Origin of the sequence: Pseudomonas sp. CM27 (assembly GCF_013179515.1) — a bacterium.
GTDB lineage: Bacteria > Pseudomonadota > Gammaproteobacteria > Pseudomonadales > Pseudomonadaceae > Aquipseudomonas.
On sequence record NZ_JABMCN010000116.1, the window covers coordinates 1 to 17,678 of the forward strand.

Annotated in this window: 14 protein-coding genes; 4 read left to right on the forward strand and 10 right to left on the reverse strand. The window is 64.9% G+C overall.

All coding sequences use genetic code 11. The features are described from left to right. Both HP547_RS15650 and HP547_RS15655 read right to left on the reverse strand, forming a co-directional pair. The coding region (locus tag HP547_RS15650) for a GntR family transcriptional regulator (protein WP_172286757.1) at positions 1 to 593 on the reverse strand (593 nt) is incomplete at its 3' end. A gap of 237 nt (positions 594 to 830) precedes the next feature. Beyond that, on the reverse strand, positions 831 to 2,189 hold the full coding sequence (locus HP547_RS15655) for an 8-oxoguanine deaminase (RefSeq protein WP_172286758.1): 1,359 nt from the start codon (positions 2,187 to 2,189) through the stop codon (positions 831 to 833). Between the two features lie 193 nt (positions 2,190 to 2,382). On the opposite strand from HP547_RS15655, the gene HP547_RS15660 reads away from it, so the two are divergent. Then, positions 2,383 to 3,594, forward strand: coding sequence for an MFS transporter (locus tag HP547_RS15660; protein ID WP_172286759.1), 1,212 nt, complete (start codon positions 2,383 to 2,385; stop codon positions 3,592 to 3,594). On the opposite strand, the gene HP547_RS15665 is transcribed toward HP547_RS15660, so the two are convergent. The 3 genes from HP547_RS15665 to HP547_RS15675 all read right to left on the reverse strand — a co-directional run bounded on the left by HP547_RS15665 (position 3,564) and on the right by HP547_RS15675 (position 7,737). Further along, positions 3,564 to 4,499 (reverse strand): LysR family transcriptional regulator, encoded by a 936-nt coding sequence (locus tag HP547_RS15665; protein ID WP_172286760.1) that lies wholly within the window; start codon positions 4,497 to 4,499, stop codon positions 3,564 to 3,566. The two genes, HP547_RS15660 and HP547_RS15665, sit on opposite strands and share 31 nt — an antisense overlap. Before the next feature lie 140 nt (positions 4,500 to 4,639). After that, positions 4,640 to 6,220: an aldehyde dehydrogenase (NADP(+)) gene (locus HP547_RS15670; protein WP_172286761.1), complete on the reverse strand. Its 1,581-nt coding sequence runs from the start codon at positions 6,218 to 6,220 to the stop codon at positions 4,640 to 4,642. 134 nt (positions 6,221 to 6,354) lie between these two features. Beyond that, on the reverse strand, positions 6,355 to 7,737 hold the full coding sequence (locus HP547_RS15675) for an APC family permease (RefSeq protein ID WP_172286762.1): 1,383 nt from the start codon (positions 7,735 to 7,737) through the stop codon (positions 6,355 to 6,357). A gap of 291 nt (positions 7,738 to 8,028) precedes the next feature. On the opposite strand from HP547_RS15675, the gene HP547_RS15680 reads away from it, so the two are divergent. From HP547_RS15680 to HP547_RS15690, 3 genes are all read left to right on the forward strand, one after another. Continuing rightward, the gene (locus HP547_RS15680) at positions 8,029 to 8,871 is read left to right on the forward strand and encodes a helix-turn-helix transcriptional regulator (RefSeq protein ID WP_172232971.1); all 843 of its coding nucleotides are present in this window, start codon (positions 8,029 to 8,031) and stop codon (positions 8,869 to 8,871) included. A gap of 42 nt (positions 8,872 to 8,913) precedes the next feature. Then, a complete protein-coding gene (locus HP547_RS15685; RefSeq protein WP_172233082.1) occupies positions 8,914 to 10,296 on the forward strand; it encodes an aspartate aminotransferase family protein in 1,383 nt (460 codons plus the stop codon). A gap of 174 nt (positions 10,297 to 10,470) precedes the next feature. Then, the gene (locus tag HP547_RS15690) at positions 10,471 to 11,964 is read left to right on the forward strand and encodes an aldehyde dehydrogenase (RefSeq protein ID WP_172286763.1); all 1,494 of its coding nucleotides are present in this window, start codon (positions 10,471 to 10,473) and stop codon (positions 11,962 to 11,964) included. A 10-nt stretch (positions 11,965 to 11,974) separates the two neighbouring features. Here HP547_RS15690 and HP547_RS15695 read toward each other — a convergent pair whose 3' ends face one another. The 5 genes from HP547_RS15695 to HP547_RS15715 all read right to left on the reverse strand — a co-directional run. After that, a complete protein-coding gene (locus HP547_RS15695) occupies positions 11,975 to 12,760 on the reverse strand; it encodes an NAD(P)-binding domain-containing protein (protein ID WP_172286764.1) in 786 nt (261 codons plus the stop codon). A 12-nt stretch (positions 12,761 to 12,772) separates the two neighbouring features. Next, positions 12,773 to 14,092, reverse strand: coding sequence for an FAD-binding oxidoreductase (locus HP547_RS15700; protein WP_172286765.1), 1,320 nt, complete (start codon positions 14,090 to 14,092; stop codon positions 12,773 to 12,775). Positions 14,093 to 14,226: 134 nt separating this feature from the next. Continuing rightward, the gene (mrdA, locus tag HP547_RS15705; protein WP_172286766.1) at positions 14,227 to 16,122 is read right to left on the reverse strand and encodes a penicillin-binding protein 2; all 1,896 of its coding nucleotides are present in this window, start codon (positions 16,120 to 16,122) and stop codon (positions 14,227 to 14,229) included. 397 nt (positions 16,123 to 16,519) lie between these two features. Next, positions 16,520 to 16,723, reverse strand: coding sequence for a cold shock domain-containing protein (locus tag HP547_RS15710; RefSeq protein WP_172286767.1), 204 nt, complete (start codon positions 16,721 to 16,723; stop codon positions 16,520 to 16,522). A 135-nt stretch (positions 16,724 to 16,858) separates the two neighbouring features. Next, positions 16,859 to 17,678, reverse strand: an 820-nt coding sequence (locus tag HP547_RS15715) for a hypothetical protein (protein WP_172286768.1), incomplete at its 5' end; no start/stop codon positions are given.

The following is a 17,678-nucleotide window of genomic DNA, read 5'->3' on the forward strand; positions in this document are numbered from 1 at the left end:
GCGATCAGGTCCAGCGCCTGCTGGGCGCCGTTGCACACCAGCAGGTCGGCTGCGCTGCAGTGCACGCCGCGAGCATAGGCGATGTGGTGGGCGATGGCTTCGCGCAGCTCTGGCAGGCCCTGGGCCGGGAACTGCCGATCGGGGTGGCGCTGGCTACGGCGCAGGGCGTAGTTCAGGCAGCTGCGCCACTGGTCGAACGGGAACTGCGCCTTGCTCGATGCGCCGCCGATGAAATCATAGCGCGACGGCGCTTCCAGCTGGCGCCGGCCAAGCACTGTCGCGCGTTGCTGCCAGCGTTCGAGGGACGCAGCACCGGCCAGGGGGATGGCCGCAGATTCGCTGCTACGCAGGGGCAGGCGCGGGGTGATGAAGGTGCCACGGCCGACCACGCCGCTGAGCAGGTTGTCGTAGGTAAGGCGCGAGTAGGCCTCGGCCACGGTCTTGCGTGACACGCCCAGTTGCTCGGCCAGCAGGCGGGTTGGCGGCAGCTGGGTGCCGGCGGCCAGGTGGCCGCTGTCGATACCGGCGCGCAGTTGCTGGTAGAGCTGGTCGGCGAGGCCTTTGCGGCCTTCCAGGCGGATGTGCAGTTCCATGGGGCGGTCCGGGGCGGGGGAGTGCTCAGGATAGCGGATTGGCTGGGCGAGGGCATGGAGCTGAAAGAGCGGTACTCGTGCGCCGGTGTTGCAGGTGTTTGCCACAAGATATGCAGCGCCTATGAGATCGAGCGCCGCCCACGCGGCGCTCGATCTCATAGGCGCTGCATATGTTATGGCATACACCTGTCAGCCCAGACGCGTTACCCTAGTGGGCCCTACCGGTGACGCAGCCGCCTACTCGCCCCCAACCAACCGCCGCGCCAGCTGGTTATGCCGCTCCAGCACCCGCGGCAGGTCGACCGTAGCCAACTGCCCATCCTTCACCACCACCCGCCCATTGATCACGCTGGTGTGCACCTGCGTCGGCGTACAGAACACCAGCGCCGCCAGCGGGTCATGATGGCCACCGGCATAGGCCACGTGGCCCAGATCGAAGGCGACGAAGTCGGCCACCATCCCCGGCGCCAAGGCGCCGATGTCATTGCGGTTGAGCACCTTGGCGCCACCCAGGGTGGCGATCTCCAGGGCCTCGCGCGCCGTCATCGCATCGGGGCCGAAACCTACCCGTTGCAGCAACAAGGCCTGACGCACTTCACCGATCATGCTGGCGCCGTCGTTGGATGCCGAACCGTCGACACCCAGGCCCACCGGTACACCGTGGTCGCGCATCTTGCGCACCGGGGCGATGCCCGAGGCCAGGCGCATGTTCGAACAAGGGCAATGGGCCACGCCGGTGCCGGTACGGGCGAACAGCTCGATGCCATGCTGGTCGAGCTGCACACAGTGGGCGTGCCACACATCGTGGCCGACCCAGCCGAGGTCTTCGGCGTATTCGGCGGGGGTCATGCCGAACTTTTCGCGGCTGTAGGCGATGTCGTTGACGTTCTCGGCCAGGTGGGTGTGCAATGACACCCCGTACTGACGTGCCAGTACCGCCGCTTCGCGCATCAGGTCACGGCTGACCGAGAACGGTGAGCAGGGCGCCACCACGATGCGGCGCATCGAGCCGTGGCTGGCATCGTGGTAGTCCTCGATCAGGCGCTGGGATTCCTTGAGGATGTCGCTTTCCTTCTCCACCACCGAGTCTGGCGGCAGCCCGCCCTGGCTCTGGCCCACGCTCATGCTGCCGCGCGCGGCGTGGAAGCGCATGCCGATTTCGGCGGCGGCATGGATGCTGTCGTCGAGCTTGCAGCCGTTGGGGTAGATGTACAGGTGGTCGCTGGAGGTGGTGCAACCGGACAGGATCAGTTCGGCCATGGCGGTCTGGGTCGACACCGCGATCATTTCCGGAGTCAGCCGTGCCCAGATCGGGTACAGGTTGGTCAGCCAGTTGAACAGCTCGCCGTCCTGCGCCGCCGGCACCACGCGGGTGAGGCTCTGATACATGTGATGGTGGGTGTTGACCAGGCCGGGGATGACCACCTTGCCGGCCATGTCCAGAATGACATCGGCCTGCTGGGGGAGGGTTTCGCTGGGGCCGACCTGCCTGATCAGGTTGTCTTCGATGTACATACCGCCGTTTTTGATTTCCCGGCGTTCGCCGTCCATGGTCACCAGAAGCTCGGCGTTCTTTACCAATAAAGTCTTGGGCATAACCTGTGCCTGCGCAATACGCAGCGGCGTTTGCCGGAGTCGTAGGCGCAGAGCCATGTAACCAGAGTTGCTTTTGATTGTATACAGGGCCCGGTAATTGGTGAATCCATGTCGTAAAACAATGGAAAATTGGCCAGCAATCGGAATCAGGATAACGAATAGACTGCCGGCATCAGTTTTGGAGTTTGTCTTGATGTCCGTTTATCAACCTACCGCCACGGGGGCCGCGACGGCGCAGAACGCCGGCGTCAGCATTGCCATCCTGGCGTTCTCGGCCTTTCTGATCGTGACCACCGAGTTCCTCATCGTCGGCCTGTTGCCCGCGCTTGGCCGCGACCTTGGCATCTCGATCTCGGCTGCCGGGCAACTGGTCACGCTGTTCGCCTTCACGGTGATGGTTGCCGGCCCGCCCCTGACGGCGGCGCTATCGCACCTGGACCGTAAAAGGCTGTTCATCGCCATACTGCTGCTGTTCGCCGGCGCCAATGCCCTGGCTGCTGCCTCGACCAGCTTCTGGGTGCTGGCCATCGCCCGGGTCATGCCAGCGTTGGCGCTGCCTGTGTTCTGGGGCACGGCCAGTGAAACAGCCGGGCAGCTGGCCGGGCCGCACAAGGCGGGGCAGGCCGTGTCCAAGGTGTACCTGGGGATTTCGGCAGCCATGCTGCTGGGTATCCCCCTGGGTACCGTCGCGGCCAACGCCATCGGCTGGCGCGCGGCATTCTGGGCGTTGGCAGGCTTGTCGCTGATCATGGCCCTGGCCATGCTGGTGTGGATGCCGTCGGTGACCCGCACGGCAAAGGTCGACTTCAAGCAACAGGCGCGTATTTTTCGTGAGCGCAATTTCCTCGCCAACGTGTTGCTGTCGGTGGTGGTATTCACGGCCATGTTCACTGGTTACACCTACCTCGCCGACATGCTGGAACGCGTTGCAGGTGTCGCCCCGGGGCATACCGGCTGGTGGCTGATGGGCTTTGGCGCGGTCGGCCTGGCAGGCAACTGGATCGGCGGGCGGGCGGTGGACCGTTCGCCGCTCGGGGCAACCGCGCTGTTCCTGGTGCTGCTGGCCATCGGCATGGCGGCGATCGTGCCGCTGGCCCATGCCGGCCTGGTGTTCTGCCTGGCACTGGCGCTGTGGGGCATTGCCAATACCGCGCTGTACCCGATCAGCCAGGTGCGCGTGATGAGTGCGGTGACACATTCCCAGGCATTGGCGGGCAGCACCAATGTTTCGGCGGCCAACGCCGGCATTGGCCTGGGCGCGGTGATCGGTGGCGTGACCATCCCGGGCCTGGGTATCGAGTACCTGGGCTACGTGGCCGCAGGCGTGGCGCTGTCGGGGCTGGGCCTGGTGGCAGTGCTCGGCAAGCTGACCCGTCAGCCGGGTACGCTGGCCCGAGTGCCGTGAGGGGCGAGGCGCGGTAGCAGGTAGTCGAGCAAGGCGCGGACCTTGGGCAGCCCTTCGCGGCTTTTCAGCCACACCAGGTTCATGGGCAGGCCATCGGTCGCCAGCGCTGGCAACACCTCGACCAGGCGCCCCTGATCGAGGTGTTGCTGGGTCAGCCAGGTGGGCAGCTGGCCGATGCCATGGCCGGCCAGCACTGCCGCCACTTCGCCCTCGCCGTCGCCCACCGCGATCCGTGGCTGAACGCTGCGACGCTCCATTTCCCCAGGCTGGCGGCCCTTGAAGAACCACGGGCTGACCCCGCCGTCGGTGTTCCCATAGCCTACACAGTGGTGGTGCTCGAGGTCGCGTTCGGTGCGCGGCACACCCTGCGTTGCCAGGTAGCCAGGTGAGGCGCAGAACACCAGGCGCTGAGCCCCGAAATACTGGTGGCCAAGCGCTGCCGGCCAGGTATCCGGGCCGCCGATGCGCACCACGATGTCGATGCCTTCGTGCACCGGGTCGACGAAACGGTCGGAGAACGACACATGCGGTTGCAGCAGGGGGTGCAGGCGCATGAAATCCAGGATCAGCGGCAGCACATGCAGGCGCCCGTAAGAGGCGGGCAGCTCGATTCGCACCTTGCCGTGGGGTTGGTTGTCGGTGGCGACGATGGCGTGTTCGACCTCTTCCAGGTCAGCCAGCACCGACGTGCAGGTGCGGTAGAAGACGCTGCCGGCTTCGGTGAGTGCCAAGCTGCGGGTGGTGCGGTTGAACAGGCGCGCACCCAGGCGAGCCTCCAGGCGGGCCACGCTCTTGCTGACGGCCGAGCTGGTCAGGTTCAGCCGCTCGGCGGCGGCGGTGAAGCTGCCCAGGTCAGCAACGGCGACGAAGACGTCGATGCCTTTGAGGCGTTCGGAGGAATACATGGCCGGCCTTTTTGATGAACTGGATTCCAGTGTTCGAGCTGTATATTGAATCTCGACCAGGAAAATTCATCAATGGCCTATTCCTGTACCGGTCTCTTCGCGGGTGAACCCGTAAAGAGGCCGGTACAGGTCAGCTCATATCAAACAGTCCCGCGGCTGCTCACTCCATCCAGCAACCGCGCGATCCCCAGCGGGTTGTCGTTTTTCAGGGCATCCGGCAGCAGCGCATCCGGGTAGTTCTGGAAGCACACCGGCCGCAGGAAACGGTCGATAGCCAGGGTCCCCACCGAGGTGCCACGGGCGTCGGAGGTGGCCGGGTAAGGCCCGCCATGCACCATCGCGTCAGACACCTCGACACCGGTCGGGTAGCCGTTCAGCAGCAGGCGCCCGGCCTTGCGCTCCAGCAACGGCACCAGCGAGGCGAATGCCTGCAGGTCCTCAGGCTCGGCAATCAGGGTGGCGGTCAGCTGGCCTTGCAGGTGGCGCAGCGCCTCGCCCAATGCCCGTGCATCGGCCACTTCCACCACCACGGTGGTCGGGCCGAACACTTCTTCCTGCAGCAGCGGGTCACCGTTCAGCAGCAGGCTTACATCGGCCTTGAACAACTGCGGCTGGGCCTGCTGGCCGGTTTGCGGTTGCCCGGCCAGGTGCTGGACGCCCGGGTGTGCCAACAAGTGCTGCACGCCGGTCTGATAACTGCGCAGGGTGCCGGCGTTGAGCATGGTCTGTGGACCCTGGTCGGCCATATGGGCTGTCAGCGTTTGCACGAAGTGCTCGAACTGCGGCGACTTGATGCCCACCACCAGGCCCGGGTTGGTGCAGAACTGCCCGCAACCCAGCACCACCGAAGCGGCCAGCTCGCTGGCCACTTGCTCACCACGAACCTGCAGCGCCTGGGGCAGGACGATGACCGGGTTGATGCTGCTCATTTCGGCGAACACCGGGATCGGCTGCGGGCGGGCCGCGGCCATGTCGCACAGGGCACGGCCACCGCGTAACGAACCGGTGAAACCGACCGCCTGGATGGCCGGGTGCTTGACCAGCGCCTCACCGACCCCGGCGCCGTAGATCATGTTGAATACGCCTGCCGGCACGCCGCTGCTGGCGACTGCGCGGTCGATGGCTGCGGCCACATGGGCGGCCGTCAGCATGTGCCCGCTGTGCGCCTTGAATACTACCGGGCAGCCTGCGGCCAGCGCCGAGGCGGTGTCACCGCCTGCAGTGGAGAAGGCCAGCGGGAAGTTGCTGGCACCGAACACCGCCACCGGGCCGACGCCAATGCGGTACTGGCGCAGGTCGGGGCGAGGCAGCGGGGCACGTTGGGGCAGGGCGCGGTCGATGCGCGCAGCGTAGAAGTCGCCACGGCGCACCACTTCGGCAAACAGGCGCAGCTGGTTGCTGGTGCGGGCACGCTCACCGCGGATACGCGCTTGCGGCAGGGCGGTTTCCTGCATCACGTGCTGGATGAAGTCATCGCCCAGCGCATCCAGTTCGTTGGCGATGGCTTCAAGGAAGGCGGCGCGTTGGGCCGGGCCGGTAGCGCGGTAAGCCGGGTAGGCGGCCTCCGCAGCCAACACGGCGGCTTCGACTTCGTCGCCGGTGGCCTGATGGAAAGCGAAGGGCAGCGGTGCGCCCGTGTGGGCGTCGACGCTGTTCAGCAGCACCTCACCGTTGCCGCGGAGTTGGCCGGCGATGTGGTTCAGGCGATGTTCGATGGACATTTCGTCTCCCTTGGGCAGTGACAGTCGTTGAGCTGGGACTGTAGGGCACCCATGGGAGGCTGAATAATGATTAATGCCGATCAGGCGATAACAAATCGTTATCGCCGCACACCCAGGGCCGGATTATTCAGGCGCTAATCGGCCAGCTGCAGCTCCGGCAGCTTCACCCGAAACGCCCGGGTCAGCCCCATCAGCACCACCAGGCCCATGCCCATCCAGCACAAGCCAATGGTGAACGACAGACTGGTCAGGCTGCTCCACAGCCATAGGGTGCTGAGAAAACCCAGGCCCGGAATCGCGCCATACAGCAGCACATTACGGCCCCCACGCAGCTTCTGGTCGACCAGGTAGTGCTTGACCACCGCCAGGTTCACCGCCGAGAAAGCGAACAGCGCGCCAAAGCTGATCATGTTGGCGACGGTGTCCAGGGTAATCACCAACGCGATCAGCGACAGCAGGCTGACCAGCAGGATAGCCGTGGCCGGCACGCGCTTTTTAGTCGCCAGCTGGCCGAACACCCGAGGCAGCGCACCGTCGCGGCCCATGGCGAACAGCACCCGCGACACGCTGGCCTGCGAGACCATGGCCGAGGCAAAGCAACCGGCCACGTAGGTGGCGGTGAAGGCGGTAACCAGCAGTTCGCCACCCACTCGGCGCATCACGTCCACCGAGGCCGAGTCCGGGTCGGCGAAGCTGCCCCAGTCGGGGAACACCATCTGCGCGCAGTACGACACTACCAGGAACAGCAAGCCGCCAATCAGCGACACGGCGAGGATCGCCACGGGAATACGGTAGGTCGGGTTGCTGGTTTCCTCGGCCATGGTCGACACCGCATCGAAGCCCAGGAACGACAGGCATAGCACGGCAGCGCCGGTCATGATCAACGGCACGCTGAAACCGTCGTGATGGAAAGGCGCCAGCAGCGACACCGGCTCCGCCTGTCCGCTGAGGTTGTGGATGGACAAGGCGACGAACACGATGATGAACACCAGTTGCACCACCACCAGGATCCAGTTGACCCGGGTGATCGACTCGATGCCGATCAGGTTCAGCAAGGTGACCAGGGCAATCGAGCCCGCCACCCACACCCACGCGTGGATGGACGGGAAGTACTCCGACATGTAGATGCCGATCAGCAGGTAGCTGAGCAGCGGCAGGAAGATGTAGTCGAGCAGCAGTGTCCAGCCGGCAATAAAGCCGATATGGCTGCCGAAGGCCTTGCGCGTGTAGGTGTAGACCGAGCCGGAGTAGGGGTGGGCCTGGACCATGCGGCCGTAGCTGTAGGCGGTCAGCAGCATGGCGGCGAGGGTCAGCAGGTAGGCGGTGGGCAAGTGCCCTTTGGTCATCTGGGTGACCAGCCCGTAGGTGGTGAACACTGCCAGGGGCACCATGTAGGCGAGGCCGAACAGGACCAGGGCGGTCATGCCCATGGACTTGCGCAAGCGCCCGGTGCTGGCGGCGGGTAGTGACGGGGCATGCGGGGCGGCGGTATGGGCTGTACTTGTTGTTGTATGCATGGCTAGCTCCTGGAAAGGGATGCAGCACACCGCAGTACGCGAGCTGGCTCGCTACCGGTGGGTGTAGTGCAAGGAGGTCGAGCGGGTGGCTCGCAGCGCTGGGGCGGTTTGATGCTCCCACACCCCGCAGGCACCCGGAATCACCCTTTGGGGTGAGCTGTGTGAAGCCCCAGGCAGCAGCGCAGCTGCTCACCCCAAAGGGTGATTTCGGTGTTCGCGGCGCCATGGGAGTATCTGGCCAACAACGCACCGCACTGGCGGCGGTGCCTTACTTGATACGGCAGGCCCAAAGTGACTGATCAATTGCTTTCGCAACCGTGGTTCGAGCACCTGGCCAAGGTCACCGAGGCCATCGGCCGGCCGGGCTTTGCCGCCACCCTGTTTGCGGCGCTTGGCGTGATCCGGCCTATCCAGGCCACCACGGTATACCTGTACCCGCAGGCTGGCATGCCCAGCGCGCTGTTCGAGCAGGACGACAAGGCGCCTTGGCAACCCGAGGGCAATGTCAGCCGCTACCTGTCCGGCTTCTACCTGCTCGACCCGTTCTACGGTGCCTGCGTGGAGCAGGTCGAATCGGGCTGCTACGGCCTGTTCGACATAGCGCCCGACCATTTCGAGGTCAGTGAGTACTACCAGTCGTTCTACCGCCACTCGCACCTGGAGGATGAGCTCAACTACATCCTGCAGGTGGCGCCAGGGCACAGCCTGGCGGTGTCGCTGGCGTTCACCGACAAGCTCGACGGGCACAGCCGCGAATTGTTCGGGCGCATCACGCCCTGGGTGCTGGCGGTGCTCGGCAAGCACTTTGCCGGGCTCGACAGCCGTGCCGGGCGATTCGAGAACATCCTCGAGCAACGCATCCACGCGGCCCTGAACAACTTTGGCAGCTCGCTGCTGACCGAACGTGAATGCCGTATCGCCCAGCTGATCCTGCGTGGCCACTCCACCAGGTCGCTGGCCGAGCGCCTGGGGGTGTCGGAAGACACCATCAAGTCGCACCGCAAGAACGTCTACGCCAAGCTCGACATCGGTACCCAGTCCGAGCTGTTTTCCCTGTTCATCGACGCGCTGGCCAATGCCCAGGGCGTGCTGGGCAGGGACCCGCTGGAAAGCTACATGGGCAAGCTGCGCTGAGCGCCAGCTGCCCTGCAACCCCACCGCAAAGGAAAACCAACAATGAATGCGCCTTTCGCCCCGCAACGCCAGACCCGTGACTACCAGGCAGCCGATGCCGCGCACCACATCCATGCCTTCCTCGACCAGAAGGCGCTGAACGCCGAAGGGCCGCGGGTGATCGTGGGTGGCGAACGCCTGCACCTGTGGGACAGCGAGGGCAAGCGCTACCTGGATGGCATGTCGGGCCTGTGGTGCACCCAGCTCGGCTACGGCCGCCGCGACCTGACCGCCGCCGCTGCCGCGCAGATGGACCAGCTGGCCTACTACAACATGTTCTTCCACACCACTCACCCGGCGGTGATCGAACTGTCCGAACTGCTGTTCAGCTTGCTGCCCGGGCACTATAGCCACGCGATCTACACCAACTCAGGCTCCGAAGCCAATGAGGTGCTGATCCGTACCGTGCGCCGCTACTGGCAAGTCGTCGGCCAGCCGACCAAGAAGATCATGATCGGCCGCTGGAACGGCTACCACGGCTCGACCTTGGCGGCCACGGCGCTGGGCGGCATGAAGTTCATGCACGAAATGGGCGGGCTGATCCCGGATGTGGCGCACATCGACGAGCCGTACTGGTACGCCGAGGGCGGCGAGCTGACCCCGGCCGAGTTCGGCCGCCGCTGCGCGCTGCAGCTGGAAGCAAAGATCCTCGAACTGGGCGCCGAGAACGTAGCAGGCTTTATCGCCGAACCGTTCCAGGGTGCCGGTGGCATGATCTTCCCGCCGGAAAGTTACTGGCCGGAAATCCAGCGCATCTGCCGCCAGTACGACGTGCTGCTGTGTGCCGACGAGGTGATTGGTGGCTTTGGCCGCACCGGTGAATGGTTCGCCCATGAGTACTTCGGCTTCGAGCCCGACACGCTGTCGATCGCCAAGGGCCTGACCAGCGGCTACGTGCCCATGGGTGGGCTGGTGCTGAGCAAGCGCATTGCCGAGGCGCTGGTCGAGCGCGGCGGGGTGTTTGCCCACGGCCTGACCTATTCCGGGCACCCGGTGGCGGCGGCGGTGGCGGTGGCCAACCTGAAGGCACTGCGTGACGAAGGCATCGTGCGCCAGGTGAAGGAAGACACCGGGCCGTACCTGCAGCGCATCTTGCGCGAGGTGTTTTCCGATCACCCGTTGATCGGCCAGGTGCAGGGTGCCGGGCTGGTGGCAGCGCTGCAGTTTGCCGAACACAAGCCGACGCGCAAGCGCTTTGCCAACGAGAACGACCTGGCCTGGCAATGCCGCACCTTCGGCTTCGAGGAAGGGGTGATCATTCGCTCCACCCTCGGCCGGATGATCATGGCCCCGGCGCTGATCGCCAGCCATGGCGAGCTGGACGAGCTGGTCGAAAAGACCCGCATCGCCGTGGACCGTACCGCGCGCCTGGTCGGCAGGCTCTGACCATCCGCAAGCCCACCGCCACCCCTGTGGGAGCGGGTTCACCCGCGAAGAATGCGACGCGGTGTGTGGCACCGGCTTTGCTGGTGCCCGCGGGTAAACCCGCTTCCACAGGGCTGTACGAAAACTGCACCTTATGAGCAACAGAGACCGCGATGGCGGTTACCTGGAGTACAAATGTACACCCTCGAATTCTGGCAACAACGCGCCTCGGACCTGTATCTTCCCGCCTGCGCGCTGATCGACGGCAAAGCCGTCAACGCACAGGGCGGCGCAACGTTCGCCGCCATCAACCCCGCCACAAACCAGGTCCTGGCACAGGTCGCCGCCTGCGGCCAGGCCGAGGTCGACCTGGCCGTCGCCAGCGCCCGTCGGGCCTTCGAGCAAGGCCCCTGGCCGCGCATGGCCCCGACCGAGCGCAAGAAAGTACTGTTGCGCCTGGCCGAGCTGATCATGGCCCATCGTGAAGAGCTGGCCCTGCTGGACTCGCTGAACATGGGCAAGCCGGTCATGGACGCCTACAACATCGACGTACCGGGCTCGGCACATGTGTTCGCTTGGTACGGCGAGGCGCTGGACAAGCTATACGACCAGGTAGCGCCTACCGCAGCCAATGCCCTCGCCACCATCACCCGGGAGGCCTTGGGCGTGGTCGCTGCGGTGGTCCCGTGGAACTTCCCGCTCGACATGGCCGCCTGGAAGCTTGCCCCGGCATTGGCCGCCGGCAACAGCGTGGTGCTCAAGCCCGCCGAGCAGTCGCCGTTCTCGGCCCTGCGCCTGGCCCAGCTGGCGCTGCAGGCCGGGTTGCCGGAAGGGGTACTGAACGTGGTGCCGGGCCTGGGCGAGCAGGCCGGGCAGGCGCTGGGGCTACACCCGGATGTGGATTGCCTGGTGTTCACCGGCTCCACCCAGGTGGGCAAGTACTTCATGCAGTACTCGGCCCAGTCCAACCTCAAGCAGGTATGGCTGGAGTGCGGCGGCAAAAGCCCCAACCTGGTGTTCGAGAACTGCCAGGACTTGGACCTGGCGGCGGAAAAGGCGGCGTTCGGCATCTTCTTCAACCAGGGTGAGGTGTGTTCGGCCAACTCGCGGCTGTATGTGCAGCGCTCCATCCATGATGAGTTCATCGAGCGCCTGCAGGCCAAGGCCCGCCAGTGGCTGCCGGGTAATCCGCTGGACCCCGCGAGCCGTGCCGGGGCCATCGTCGACGCCGGGCAGACGGGCCGGATCGAAGCGGCCATCGCTCGAGCCGGGCAGGAAGGGGCGCGGTTGCTGTGCGGTGGGCGGCGGCTGACCATCGCCGGTTCGGACAACTACATCGAGCCGACCATTTTTGCCGGTGTCGAGCGCTGCATGAGCCTGGCGCAAGAGGAGGTCTTCGGGCCGGTACTGGCGGTGAGCGCCTTCGACACCGAGGAGCAGGCGGTGCGCCTGGCCAACGACAGCATCTACGGCCTGGCGGCCTCGGTGTGGAGCGACGACTTCAACCAGGTGCACCGGGTGGCGCGGGCGCTGAAGGCAGGCACCGTGTCGGTGAACACGGTCGATGCGCTGGATGTCACGGTGCCGTTTGGCGGTGGTAAACAGTCCGGATTCGGCCGCGACCTGTCGCTGCATTCGTTCGACAAGTATTCGCAGCTCAAGACCACCTGGTACCAGTTGCGTGGCTGAGAGCTGGCCTCTACTTCGATCCAGCCAACTGCGAACGGGTCAACAGTGCATCCAGCACCACTTCGCACGCGGCTCCCCAGGTCGCGCTCACCGGCTGATGCATCAGCACCGCCAGTCCATCCGCAGTGAAGGTGCCCGGGGTGGCAATGGCCTGTCCAAGGGCCTTGAGCGTGTACTCCGGCTGCTGCCCCGCGCTGGCCACGCAGTCCTGCAGATTGCCCAGCACCAGCGCCCGTGCCTCGGCCGCTGGCAGGCCTTTGTCCATCAGCCATTGCTGCAGGTCGTGGAGCAGGAAGTAGAACCAGCCATTCATGCACGCCGCCACCGTGGCCAACTCGAACTCGGGCTCGCCGTGCAGCACCACCAGCTTGCCCAAGGGCGCCAGGTATTCGGTGGTGAGTGCGTCGGGCGGGCAGACCACGACGGTGGACTGGTTATATTGCGCTGCGTACGACAGCATCGCACGCACGCAGAGCGCACCGGGAAACGCGCTCGCCAGCTGCGCCAGGCTGATCCCGGCGGCCAGCGACACCAGGCGCTGGCCGGGGCGCAGGCTGATTTCCTCGGCCAGTTCGGCCAACGAATGCGGGCGTACGCCGATCAGCACCAGCTCGGCCTGGTCCACCACGGCCTGGTTGCTCGGCAGCACCTGACAAGCATGTTCACGGGCCAGCATGGCGGCCCGGTCGGCATTGCGCGGAGAAAGCAGAATGGGGCCATCGAAACCGCTGCGGCGCAGGCCGATGACCACTTTTTCGGTGAGCTCGCCCACCCCTAGAATGCCCAGGCTGTGCATGGTGTCTCCTTGTCAGCTTTCCAGGCCGGCGCGGCGCTGGCCCCAATGCAGGTTGAGGTTCACGCCCACGCTCAGCAGCGGTTCCGGCGGGTTGCGGTTGGGCCCTTTGGAGCCCAGCAGAAAGTCGATCAGCTCATCACGCTCGCCGCACAGCCAGTCGGCCAGCAGGGTGCCGGTGGCGGTGCCACGGGTGATGCCCAGGCCATTGCAGCACAGCGCGGCATGCACGTTGGGGGCGAGGGTGCCGAAGTGCGACAGGTGGTTGCGCGACAGGCACATCGAGCCGCCCCAGGTGTATTCGAATGGCATGCCCGACAGCATCGGGAAGCGCCGCTCGAACGCGTCGCGGTGCTGGCGCCCGGCGCGGGCAATATGGCGCGGGTGGGCGCGCCCATCGGCGTTGAAGCTGAAGCTGTTGCGCACCAGCAGGCGCTGGTCCGGCGTGCGCCGCAGGGTGCTGCCGAACGGGTCGGCGGGGATGATGCCCCAGGTGGCCTTGCCGCCCAGACGGGCCTGTTCTGCTTCGGTCAGCGGGCGGGTCATGCTGGCGTAGGTGAAGATCGGCAGCAGGCGGCCGGGCAGGAAGCCGAAGTGCGAGGCGAAGGCGTTGTTGGTCAGCAGCAACTGGTCGGCGATGATCTCGCCGTTGGCGTGCTTGAGGGTGATGCGGCGGCCCTGCTCGATGTGGGTGATGGTGGTGCGTTCGTGCAGGGTCACGTTGCCTGGCAGGCTTTCGGCCAGGCCCTTGGCCAGGGCGGCAGGTTGCAACAGCTGGGTGCCCGGGGTGTACAGCGCCTTGCGGTAGAACGGGGTGCCGACGTGCCCGGGCAGGTCGCGGGCATCGATCATCTGGTAGGGCTGGCCGAGTTTTTCCAGGCCGCTGCGGTAGGCTTCCAGCACGGCCAGGCCCTTGTCTTCGACGGCGGCCTGGTACTTGCCGTCCGGGCGGATCTGGCAGTCGATGCCGTGCTGGTTGATCAGCCCGCGCAGGATCGACTGGGCGCGCAGGTTGAGCTTGAGGTTCATCCTGGCGGTGGCCAGGTCACCGATGTAGTCGGGGGCACCGATGTCGTGGGGCAGGTCGATGGCGAAGCCCGAGTTGCGTCCCGAGGCGCCGAAGCCGACCTCCTGGGCATCGACCAGGATGATTTCGTCGTCGGGGTGGTGCAGCGCCAGTTGCCGCGCTGCGGCAAGGCCGGTGAAGCCCGCGCCCAGCACCACCCAGCGTGCCTCGCTCCGCCCTCGGTGTGCGGCGCGGGGCTGGCGCTCGGGGCTGAGGTGGAACCAGCCGCAACCGTTGTCGTCCGCGGGGGTAGCGGTGTTTCTGTACATGGGATTTTTATCCGTGTTGTTTTCTCCACTATGGCATTGGGGGGGCGGGGGGACTATGACGGGAGGGACGGGGAATGGGATGTTTTGGCTGGGGGTTGGGTGCAGGGGGGGGGGGGGCGGCTTGAGGAGCGCCCCTAAGTGTGCGGCACGCCCTTTGCGCTTGCCCCGCCCGCAAACTCCGGCTTCAGATGCCCCTGTTCATCCAGCAGGTAGGCATCCATCACCTCGCGCACCACCGGCCCTGCCACCCGGCCACCGGCTTCGCCGTTCTCGATCATCACCGCCACTACAACGCTGGGGTGGTCGGCCGGCGCAAATCCGACGAACAGGGCGTTGTCGCGGTGCCGTTCGAGGGTCTTGTTGCGGTTGTAGCGCTCGCCCTGCTTGATCGCCACCACCTGTGCGGTGCCGCTCTTGCCGGCAATCCGGTACTGCGCCCCGGCCGCAGCGGCGCGGGCGATGCCGCGCGGGTCGTGCATGACCATCTGCATGCCCTGGCTGACCTGGTCCCAGGCATGCTTGTCATGCAGCACGATATTGGGCATCGGGTTGGGGTCCACCGGCGTATCGCCGCCCACCGTCATGGCCAGGTGCGGGCGGTGCCACACACCCTTGCTCGCCAGCAGGCTGGTGGCCTGGGCCAGCTGCAACGGGGTCACCTGCATATAACCCTGGCCAATACCAAGGATCAGCGTCTCACCCGGGAACCACGCCTGGCGCCGCGTGGCGCGCTTCCACTGGGCCGACGGCATCAGCCCGGAAGCCTCCTCGAACATGTCCAGCGAGACCTTCTGGCCCAGGCCGAACTCGGCCATGTAGTCGTGCAGGCGGTCGATGCCCAGCTTGTGCGCCAGGTCGTAGAAGTAGGTGTCGTTGGACCGCATGATCGCGGTGTACATGTCTACCCAGCCGTCCCCACTGCGGTTCCAGTTGCGGTACTTGTGCTCGTAGTTGGGCAGCTCGTAGTAGCCCGGGTCGAACACCCGGCTGCCCGGGGTGATCACGCCGCTGTCGAGGCCAGCGATGGCCACTTCCGGCTTCACTGTCGAGCCGGGCGCATACAGGCCGCGCAGCACGCGGTTGAACAGCGGGCGGTCGATGGAGTCGCGCAAGGCGGCGTACTGTTTGAAGCTGATGCCCTTGACGAACAGGTTGGGGTCGAAGCTGGGGTTGCTGACCATCGCCAGTACATCGCCGTTGGCCGGGTCCAGTACCACCACCGAGCCACGGCGGTCGCCCAGGGCTTTCTCCGCAGCCACCTGCAGGTGCGAGTCCAGGGTCAGGACAATGTCCTGCCCCGGTGTAGGCGCCTTGTGGTTGAGCACGCGCATTACCCGGCCCTGGGCGTTGGTCTCGACTTCCTCGTAGCCCACATGGCCGTGCAACTGGCTTTCGTAGAAGTGCTCGATGCCGGTCTTGCCGATCGACTGGGTACCGCGGTATTCGGTGCTGTCGAGGGTCTTGGTTTCGCGCTCGTTGATGCGCCCCACATACCCCACCGAGTGGGCAAAATGCTCGGCCAACGGGTATTCGCGAATGAACTGCGGCTCGACATCCAGGCCTGGCAGGCGGAACTGGTTGACTGCCACCAGGGCGATCTGCTCTTCGCTCAGCCCGACCATCAAGGTAACCGGCTCGAACGGTTTGCGCCCGCGCCGCAGGTCCTTGTCGAACTGCTTGCGGTCATCTTCGTTCAGGCCCAGCACCTGCGCCAGGGTATCGAGCACCTTGGCCGAGTCGCCGCCGGCCCGCTCGCGGGTCATGGTCAGGTCGAAGCTGGGCTTGTTGTCGGCCAGCACCACGCCGTTGCGGTCGTAGATCAGCCCGCGTTCAGGGGCGATGGGCAGCACGTGCACGCGATTGTTTTCCGACACGGCGGTCTGCTGGTCGTGTTGCAGCACCTGGAGCACGTAGAGCCGGCCCACCAGTACACAGACCAGGCTGAACACCAGGGCGGCGCAGGCGAGAAGCCGGCGGTTGACCAGGTGCTTTTCCTTTTCGTGGTCCTTGAGGGGGATGGGTTGCGGCATCGGTGGCTCGTTTTTGCAAGGTATCGCGCCGTGCGGGCGCGCGATCGGGCCGGGGATGCTACGCAACACCTACTGCACCCTCAAGGCGAGTGGCGGGGGGCGTCAGCCTGATATTGGCTGGGTAGCCCGTGATCAGGGCGCTGACGGGCAACATGAAGATTTGTTCATGGCGGGGAGCGAGACCAGATGCAGCAAACATCGCACGGAGCAGACCAGGTAGGCCGGCTACACAATCTGGCTATGGGCAGGGAGTAAGCGAGGATACCTGGCAAGGTGTTTGCGCAACACCACACCAGGTCCCTCAGCTAGCGCCTATCAGCCGCGAAGTGTCAATGCAGGCCGGGGCGGTTGGGCGAGCGTGTTCGCCGATCTGCCGTCTGACACTGGCTTTGCGTAATTACGTAAGCTCTACATTGGTGGCGTAGTGCCTGCTGCCTTTTTTTACTACTGTGAATCTCACCATGTCACCATTTTTCAAGTTTAGCGATCCCACTGCCTCCTCAGCCAGGATGACATCTTCATCTTCGATCTCGTAGTCGAGGAAGCCCGCTTTCAGTGAGGCATTGTACATCTTGACTTTTGCCGTCTTTATATCGCTCATGTTTATCGCTCCTGGTTGGATTTGACGCTAAGGTATCAATAAAAAGGCTGACCATTTGAAATGTACTTTAGTACTGTCGCATTTCACGTCTGCCGCATGTTGCATGATCGGTAGCAAGCGATAATCTTCCTGGAACTATTGCAGCAGATGCCCACGACCTTTTTGGCCCCAACTGTACATCTGCTCTACCTTTACGGTGTAACGTCCCCATGGCGTGACGGGGTCTGACGCATCATTGCTTGAGAGTGCGATGATGGAGCTGGTTGCAATGTAGGTTTCGATCGCCTTGTCTACTACCAAGGCGGCTGCTGTTCCGCGACGAGGCAGGATCGCGAAGTTGTTCAGGAGATAAAGCTTGTGCTGGGCTTTCCCCGTTATCCTTAAACTCCAATATTCCACCTCTCGAAGGTCCTTGAAGTTTGCCTCGCCCAGGTAGTCGATCAATTGGCTGGCTTTGGCCTTGAGCGTGTTCCCTATGCCACGGCGGGCAGGTGTCACTGCCTCGGTGGAAGTGCGAGCGCCCTTAAGGTTCTGCATCGCGTACTCGCTGAAGCGCGCGGTGCTGGTCGGAGGCCTGGTAAGATCCTTGGCGTGCAAGACCCTTTTGCCGACCTGGCGCACCGCTCGCATCCCGTTCTTGACCAGGGCCGGTAGCTTCTTGATCAGGCCCACCGCACTTTCAGTAAGCGACGCCAGCGCAAACGCCAGCGACGCATAGCCTAGCTTCCTGGACAGTTCAGGGTGGGACTCCTCCGTCAATACAGAGGCCACCTCGAAGCTGAACGAGAGTACCGAGCAGACCGTCATCGCGGCGAAGAGCACCGAGGCGGCGCCACCGGTCATCACCGAAGCGACGATACCCAATATTGTCAGCGTGGCCGAAAGCGCCAGGCCACGCCAGCGTCCACCGACCTGCATGGGCTTGGTCTCACGCAGGACCTCTTTATAGCTGCGC